8 protein-coding genes are annotated in these 7,198 nt (G+C 64.7%); 5 read left to right on the top strand and 3 right to left on the bottom strand.

Annotated elements, in window-relative coordinates; translation table 11 throughout:
* From H926_RS33195 to H926_RS26670, 4 genes are all read left to right on the top strand, one after another.
* A partial coding sequence (locus H926_RS33195; protein WP_022676148.1) for a hypothetical protein occupies nucleotides 1-228 on the top strand: 228 nt, incomplete at its 5' end.
* A gap of 270 nt (nucleotides 229-498) precedes the next feature.
* On the top strand, nucleotides 499-1,308 hold the full coding sequence (locus tag H926_RS0109845; RefSeq protein WP_022676147.1) for a TerC family protein: 810 nt from the start codon (nucleotides 499-501) through the stop codon (nucleotides 1,306-1,308).
* A 57-nt stretch (nucleotides 1,309-1,365) separates the two neighbouring features.
* Nucleotides 1,366-1,809 (top strand): TIGR01244 family sulfur transferase, encoded by a 444-nt coding sequence (locus tag H926_RS0109840; RefSeq protein WP_022676146.1) that lies wholly within the window; start codon nucleotides 1,366-1,368, stop codon nucleotides 1,807-1,809.
* 191 nt (nucleotides 1,810-2,000) lie between these two features.
* A complete protein-coding gene (locus H926_RS26670; RefSeq protein ID WP_082209096.1) occupies nucleotides 2,001-3,110 on the top strand; it encodes a choice-of-anchor A family protein in 1,110 nt (369 codons plus the stop codon).
* Nucleotides 3,111-3,192: 82 nt separating this feature from the next.
* Here the strand turns inward: H926_RS26670 and murA are convergent, their stop codons facing one another.
* Entirely contained in the window at nucleotides 3,193-4,476 is a 1,284-nt protein-coding gene (murA, locus tag H926_RS0109830; protein WP_022676144.1) for a UDP-N-acetylglucosamine 1-carboxyvinyltransferase, read from the bottom strand.
* A 193-nt stretch (nucleotides 4,477-4,669) separates the two neighbouring features.
* Here murA and galU point away from each other — a divergent pair, with 193 nt between their 5' ends.
* Entirely contained in the window at nucleotides 4,670-5,560 is an 891-nt protein-coding gene (gene galU / locus H926_RS0109825; protein WP_022676143.1) for a UTP--glucose-1-phosphate uridylyltransferase GalU, read from the top strand.
* A gap of 171 nt (nucleotides 5,561-5,731) precedes the next feature.
* Here the strand turns inward: galU and H926_RS26665 are convergent, their stop codons facing one another.
* Both H926_RS26665 and H926_RS0109815 read right to left on the bottom strand, forming a co-directional pair.
* On the bottom strand, nucleotides 5,732-6,472 hold the full coding sequence (locus H926_RS26665; RefSeq protein WP_022676142.1) for a M23 family metallopeptidase: 741 nt from the start codon (nucleotides 6,470-6,472) through the stop codon (nucleotides 5,732-5,734).
* A gap of 209 nt (nucleotides 6,473-6,681) precedes the next feature.
* Nucleotides 6,682-7,198, bottom strand: a 517-nt coding sequence (locus H926_RS0109815) for a ferritin-like domain-containing protein (RefSeq protein ID WP_022676141.1), incomplete at its 5' end; no start/stop codon positions are given.

The raw sequence follows: 7,198 nt of genomic DNA, 5'->3' as shown, positions 1-7,198 counted from the left end.
GCCGCGATCACCGCCGCCGAAGCCACCACGGTCGCCGCCGCCGAAGCCGCCGCCGCGATTGCCGCCGCCAAAGCCACCACGGTCACCGCCGCCGAAGCCGCCGCGATCGTAGCCACCGCCAAAACCGCCACCGCCGCCGTAGGGATCGAAACCGTCGTCGCCGAAACCGTCGCGCTTGTCGCGTCCGCGACCACGCCGCCCTCTGTCAAAACCCATAAAACCCAATAAACCTTACAATCCGCCCCAAATTTCCTGGCGCCACTGGCCGGACGCGGAGACCAGGGGCGCGACAAGGACAACGTGCCGGGCTTTAGGGCCGGCCCTCTCCATTGCGCCAAGGACTATAACGAAGAAAAAGCCGATGCGCGAACGGAATCGACGGGCGCAGGTGATTCCACCGCAAAATATCGTTCGCAGCCACAATTCGTGACAAAAGTGCCGCGCTTTGCTGCCCCCTGACGCCTTGCCGGGGGCTGAACGATACGGCACAAGCGCGCCATGGACCTTGTCGCTCTTCTTTCCGACCCGCAAGCCTGGGTTGCGTTTCTCACCCTGGTGCTGCTCGAAATCGTCTTGGGCATCGACAACCTGGTGTTCATCGCGATTCTCTCGAACAAGTTGCCCGCCCACCAGCAGGCGCGGGCGCGGCGCATCGGCCTGGCGCTGGCGCTGGTTCTGCGGCTGGCGCTGCTGTCGCTGATCGGCTGGATCGTGACCTTGCAGACCCCACTGTTCGACCTGGGCCTGCGCGGCGCACCCGGCGCCCATGGCGAGCCCACGTTCGAAACGGCATTTTCGGGCCGCGACCTGATTCTGGTAGCGGGCGGGCTGTTCCTGCTGTGGAAGGCAACCAAGGAAATCCACCACACGCTCGATCCCGAACCCAGTGGCGAAATGCTCGACCACAAGGGCCATGAAGCCAAAGGCGCCGGGCAAGCCGTGGTGGCGAATTTCGGGGCGACGATTGCGCAGATCATCGCGCTCGATCTGGTATTTTCGATCGATTCGATCCTCACCGCCGTGGGCATGACCGATCAGATCGCGATCATGATCGCCGCCGTGGTTACCACCGTATCGCTGATGATGCTGGCCGCCGATCCGCTGGCCCGCTTCATCGAGCGCAATCCCTCGCTCGTCATGCTGGCCCTGGCGTTCCTGGTGATGATCGGGCTCGTGCTGCTGGCCGATGGCTTTGGCGTGCACATTCCCAAGGGCTATATCTATGCCGCGATGGGCTTTTCGGTCTTTGTAGAACTGCTCAACATCGCCGGCCGGCGCAAGCGCAGCGTAGCGCTCGCCAAGGCCTGATCCGCGACATCTGCTCCTTCACTCTCGCCAATTCACTCCCGTCAACAAGGGTTTGTCATGTCCCAGTTTCGCCAGATCGACGGCCAGTTCCTGGCCAGCCCGCAGATTACCGTGGAAGACGTGGCCCTGGCCAAGGAACTGGGCGTGACACTGATCATCAACAACCGGCCCGAGGGCGAATCCGACGACCAGACGCCGGGCGCGGAAATCGCCGCCGCGGCGCAGGATGCCGGCATTGCCTACGTCGCCATTCCGGTAACCCATGCCGGCTTTTCGATGCCCCAGGTAGACGCCTTTCAGCAGGCACTGCGCCAGGCGGGCGATGCGCCGGTGCTGGCCTATTGCCGGTCGGGCACGCGATCGACGCTGCTGTGGGCGCTGGCCCAGGCCGCCAATGGCGCCAACCCGTTCGAGATCGCTGCCAAGGCAGCAGCGGGCGGGTATGACATCGGCCCGATCCGTGCCCAGGTCGATATCCTGAGCGCACGCGCATCGGGTTAACCGTGGATCCGCGCTGAAGGCGGGCGATCGCTCCGCCCGGGCGCCTCCAAGCCCGTTCGATCGTTAACGATTGTCAAATCATTGTGCCACAAGGGCACGATGGGCAAATCGCGGTTGCGTTACGGCGCAAAGCGGGCAGGAGGAACGCGCGCGTCTATGCCGGCGCGCATTCCACAGGAAATCGATTCGTCATGCCCGCCCGCCCCCGGATGACCGCTGCCCTTGCCACTCTGGCCGCGCTGGCCCTGCCTTGCAATGCCATGGCCGCGTCCACCCCGGTGGGGATCGACGCGCTCAAGGTCTACAACCTGATCGTGCTGGGCAACCTGACGTCCTCATCCGAAGTGGAAGGGCGCACGTTCGTTGGTGGCAACCTCACCGGCAATTCATCGAACTACCTGATCTCCACGCTGCCGGCATCGAGCTATACCGGGCCGGGCCTGGTCGTGGTGGGTGACGTGAACGGCGGGATCAAGAACCTCAACAACGGTTCGGGCGCAATCGTGGGCGGCAGCGTGTCGAGCGGGTTCAACCTCAATGGCGGCACGCAGACGGTGCAGGTGGGCGGATCGATCGACAACACCAACGTCAATTCCAACATCGTGCAATCCAACCTGGGCACGACCAATCCGGCATTTGTCAGCAATCTGCAGCAGGACGGCAGCCTGATGTCGACCAGCATGACCGGGCTGTCGTATCAGTTGTCGCAGCAGACCGCGAACAGCACCCTGGCGATCAGCGGCAACCGCGGCACGTTCAATGCCCAGCCCAATGCCAGCGGCGTGGCGGTGTTCTCGATCACCGCGGCCGATCTCAATTCTATCGGCGAAATCCAGTTCAACACCAATGGCGCCGATACGGTGATCGTCAACGTTTCGGGCAGCACGATCAACCTGAACGACAACTTCCTGGGCGGCACGGCAAACCTGGGCCAGCACGTGATCTGGAACTTTGCCGATGCCACGGACCTGACGCTGACCACCGCCTGGGGCGGATCGGTGCTGGCGCCCAAGGCCGCCGCCCACACCTACAACTATATCCAGGGTTCGGCGGTGTTCGGCAGCCTGACCCAGGATGGGGAAATGCACATCGGCACCTATAGCGGTGGCTATGTCGTGCCGAGCGATCCGCAGGTTCCCTCGTCGTCCACGTCGAGCAGCAGCAGCACGGGTGGCACCGATGTGCCCGAACCGGGCATGCTGGCCCTGCTCGCCCTGGGCCTGGGCGGCCTGATCCTGGGCCGCAAGCGCCGCGAGCCGAGCGAGCGCCCAGCCAAGGGCGAGTCCGCCGAAGCCGCCTGAACCCCACGATAGGGACACAAAAAAGGGGCCGCGCGGCAGATCCGCGCGGCCCCTTTATTACTGAGCTGGATCAGGTGCGCGCTCAGTCGCTGCCAACGCGCTCCACATCGGCGCCGAGCAGGGCGAGCTTTTCCTCAAGCCGCTCGTACCCGCGATCAAGGTGGTAGAGGCGGTGCACCTGGGTTTCGCCCTCGGCGGCGAGCCCGGCGATCACCAGGCTCATCGATGCGCGCAGGTCGGTGGCCATGACTTCGGCGCCCGACAGCTTGTCCACGCCATGGACCACGGCCGTGCGGCCCGAGGTTTCGATACGCGCACCCATGCGGTTCAACTCGGGCACGTGCATGTAGCGGTTTTCGAAGATGGTTTCGGTCAGCATGCTGGAGCCCTTGGCGAGGCAGAGCATGGCCATCAGCTGGGCCTGCATGTCGGTGGCAAAGCCGGGATAGGGCGCGGTGGAAATGGTCACGGGCCGCAGATCACCATCAGCGGCGATGTGCAGGCCGCCGCGCACCGGCTCCACCGAAACGCCTGCATCGCGCAGCGCCTGGACGGTGGTTTCCATGTCCTCGATCCGCGCGCCCTGCAGCGTCACTTCGCCGCCGGTGATCGCCGCCGCACAGGCATAGGAGCCGGCCTCGATACGATCGGGCATGACCATGTAGGTGGCGCCGTGCAGGCGCGCGACGCCGTGGATCGTCAGGTCTGACGTGCCGATGCCCTCGATCTCGGCGCCCATGGCGACCAGCAGGTTGCACAGGTCAACGATTTCAGGTTCGCGCGCAGCATTGTGCAGCGTCGATTTACCCTTGGCCAGAACCGCCGCCATCAGCGCGTTTTCCGTGGCGCCGACTGACACCACCGGGAAGCTGTAGCGCCCGCCCGGCAGCCCGCCATCGGGCGCGATCGCGCGGACATAGCCCGCGGCCAGTTCGATATGGGCACCAAACGCCTCGAGCGCCTTGAGATGCAGATCGATCGGCCGGTTGCCGATGGCGCAACCACCAGGCAGTGACACGGTGGCTTCGCCAGCGCGGGCCAGCAGCGGCCCCAGCACCAGGATCGAGGCGCGCATCTTGCGCACCAGGTCATAGGGCGCGACGGTCGACGTGAGGCGGGTGGCCTGCAGCGTCATCACCCGGCCGAAATCCTCGGGCCGGCCGCCAGCAATTGCGGTAGACGCACCGAACTGGTTCATCAGGTGCTGGAAGCCGTCGATATCCGCCAGGCGGGGCAGATTGCGCAGCGTTACCGCTTCATCGGTGAGCAGCGCGCAGGGCAGCAGCGTGAGCGCCGCATTCTTCGCCCCGGAAACAGGAACCGTGCCAGAAAGACGCTTGCCGCCGCGAATGATGATCTTGTCCATCGCGGCGGTTTAGCCGGTTTGCCGGACAGGGCAAGGGGCAAGGTTGCGGGCTGGCTGGAGGGCAGCAAAGAGACGGCACGGCGCCAATATTGCATTGCAGCATTTTTTGCACGTTCCGGCCTGCGGAGAACTTGTCATCACAAAAGGAGGCTGCTTAACTATCGTGTAACCGGACAATGGGACAAACACCGACATGAGCGAAACCACCGCAAGCCGCCACAAGCCGATCCGCAAGGCCGTCTTTCCCGTTGCCGGTCTCGGCACCCGCTTCCTGCCCGCCACCAAGGCCATTCCCAAGGAGATGCTGCCGATCGTCGATCGCCCGCTGATCCAGTATGCCGTGGACGAAGCGCGCGAAGCGGGCATCGAAGAGCTGATCTTCGTGACCGGGCGCAGCAAGACCGCAATTGTCGAGCATTTCGACACCGCATTCGAGCTGGAAACCACCATGACCAGCCGGGGCAAGGACCTGTCGGTGCTGGACGATACCCGCATCAAGCCGGGCAATCTGGTCACCGTGCGCCAGCAGGTGGCGATGGGCCTGGGCCACGCCGTGTGGTGCGCCCGCGAAGTGGTGGGCGATGAACCCTTTGCCATCTTCCTGCCCGACGAACTGATGGTGGGCGCACCCGGCTGCATGAAGCAGATGGTCGAAGCCTACAACGAAGTGGGCGGCAACCTGATTTCGGTGCTGGAAGTGCCGGAAGAGGAAGTATCGAGCTATGGCGTGATTGCGCCGGGCGCGCGCAAGTCTGACTCGCTGACCGAAGTGACCGGCCTGGTTGAAAAGCCAAAGCGTGAAGAAGCCCCGTCGAACCTCATCATCTCGGGCCGCTATATCCTGCAACCCGAAGTGATGCGCACGCTGGAAAACCAGGAAAAGGGCGCTGGCGGCGAAATCCAGCTGACCGATGCGATGGCCCGCATGATCGGCACGCAACCGTTCCACGCGGTGACCTTTGCCGGGCGCCGCTTCGACTGCGGCAGCAAGGCCGGGTTTGTCGAGGCGACGATCGCCCTGGCCCTGGAACGCCCCGATCTGGCCGACGATGTGCGCGCCGTGATCAAGAAGCTGGTGGGCTGACCGCCACACGACAGGCTTAAGCAAAAAGGGCCGCGCAGCATAGCCATGCTGCGCGGCCCTTTTTGCAGGCCCCAGCCGCGATCTGCCCGCCGGCGCCGATAGAAAAAGGCGGCCGTTGCGGGCCGCCTTTTTCCGCATCCTCTCCGATGCGTTATTCCAGAAACTGGCGCCTTATTCGTCGCCTTCACCCTCGGCGTCGGTGGCGTTGAAAGCGCGGATCTGCGAGGAATCAGCGGCGCTGGCCAGCTGGGCCAGGTTGGCATCGCGCTGCATGTAGGGCAGCGGATTGACCGCGTTACCAGCCACGCGCACTTCATAGTGCAGGTGCGGGCCAGTCGAATGGCCGGTGGAACCGACATAGCCGATCACGTCACCCTTGTGCACATGCTGCCCTTCGGCAACGGCGATGCGCGACATGTGGCCATAGCGGGTTTCGAGATTGCCGCCGTGCTCAAGCTGAACATAGAGGCCGTAGCCGCCGAAGCGTTCGGCCTTGCCCACCACGCCATCGGCGCTGGCGCGGATCGGCGTGCCGGTCGGCGCGGGCAGATCGACGCCCTTGTGCGCACGCAGGCCGCCGTAGATGGGGTGATTGCGCAGACCAAAGCCGCTGCTCATCGGGCGGCTGCTGGTGATCGGCATCAGAGTGGGGATGGAAACCGAAGCGGTGCGTACCAGCGGCGCCTGGGCCGAGCTACCCTTGCCGCCATCGAGTGCTTCCCAGCTGGCGAAAAGCTTGGAGAATTCTTCATCGCCGGCCGGCGCGGTCATCCCGGCCTTGGCGGCTTCGGCATTACGCAGCGGGGCGGTGATATCGGCAGAAGCGGCGCTGTTGGCGAGAACCGGCGTGGCGAGGCCCAAGGCGAGCATGGTGCCAATGGCAGCCAGACCGGTAGAAAAAGCTTTTTTCATTGCGACCCGTACAACCTCTTTTCGGCAGACACACACCGACGTTGGGCCAATCGGGCCCTGCGCCAGCGGCATCCGTTCCGTGCTGACCCCCAGCGAACGCGACTTTGTCAGACTGCGGCAGGAACCACATCGCTGGCCAAGCTTTGTTCAGAGATTGGTGGATACCCCCCGCCGATCTCGTGCCGGAGGGGTAGCGGCGGCTGCCCCCATCACGCAAGAGCCGCCATCATTTCGCACGACAGACCGGCTGAACGACGCGCCGAGTCGTTGAACGGTGGCTTAACGCTGCCACGGAAGTGCTGCGCGACCAGGGTTTTCCAAAGTTGCGGTGCCGGTTTACCACGCTCTTCGCACAGTTTGGCGAAATGGCTTGTGCCGAAGCGAACGTGGCGCACTTCGTCGTCAACGATTCGCTGCAGGATGCGCGCGGTGGTGTGGTCATCTGCCGCCACGAACCGCGCAATGGTTTGCGGCGTGACATCGAGACCGCGCGCCTCCAGCACCATGGGCACCACGGCGAGGCGGGCGGCAACATCGTGCGCGGTTTCGCGCGCGGCATCCCACAGCCCGTCGTGCGCCGGCATCGCGCCGTAATGGCTACCCAGGGCGCGCAGGCGCCGGGCCAGCAGGCTGAAATGCATCGCCTCGTCCGCCGCCACGCCCAGCCAGTCGCTGACGAAATCGCGCCCGCGCTCGGCGCCGAACCGCCCCGCAGCATCGAGCGCC

Source organism: Novosphingobium sp. B-7, assembly GCF_000410615.1.
In the GTDB taxonomy this organism is placed as follows: Bacteria; Pseudomonadota; Alphaproteobacteria; order Sphingomonadales; family Sphingomonadaceae; genus Novosphingobium; species Novosphingobium capsulatum.
This window is presented reverse-complemented; position numbering and strand designations above follow the sequence as displayed.

Excerpts from the sequence above, each read along its gene's own strand:
- H926_RS26665 (WP_022676142.1), bottom strand. The coding sequence starts at position 6,472 with ATGAAAAAAGCTTTTTCTACCGGTCTGGCTGCCATTGGCACCATGCTC.
- galU (WP_022676143.1), top strand. The coding sequence starts at position 4,670 with ATGAGCGAAACCACCGCAAGCCGCCACAAGCCGATCCGCAAGGCCGTC.
- murA (WP_022676144.1), bottom strand. The coding sequence starts at position 4,476 with ATGGACAAGATCATCATTCGCGGCGGCAAGCGTCTTTCTGGCACGGTT.
- H926_RS26670 (WP_082209096.1), top strand. The coding sequence starts at position 2,001 with ATGCCCGCCCGCCCCCGGATGACCGCTGCCCTTGCCACTCTGGCCGCG.
- H926_RS0109840 (WP_022676146.1), top strand. The coding sequence starts at position 1,366 with ATGTCCCAGTTTCGCCAGATCGACGGCCAGTTCCTGGCCAGCCCGCAG.
- H926_RS0109845 (WP_022676147.1), top strand. The coding sequence starts at position 499 with ATGGACCTTGTCGCTCTTCTTTCCGACCCGCAAGCCTGGGTTGCGTTT.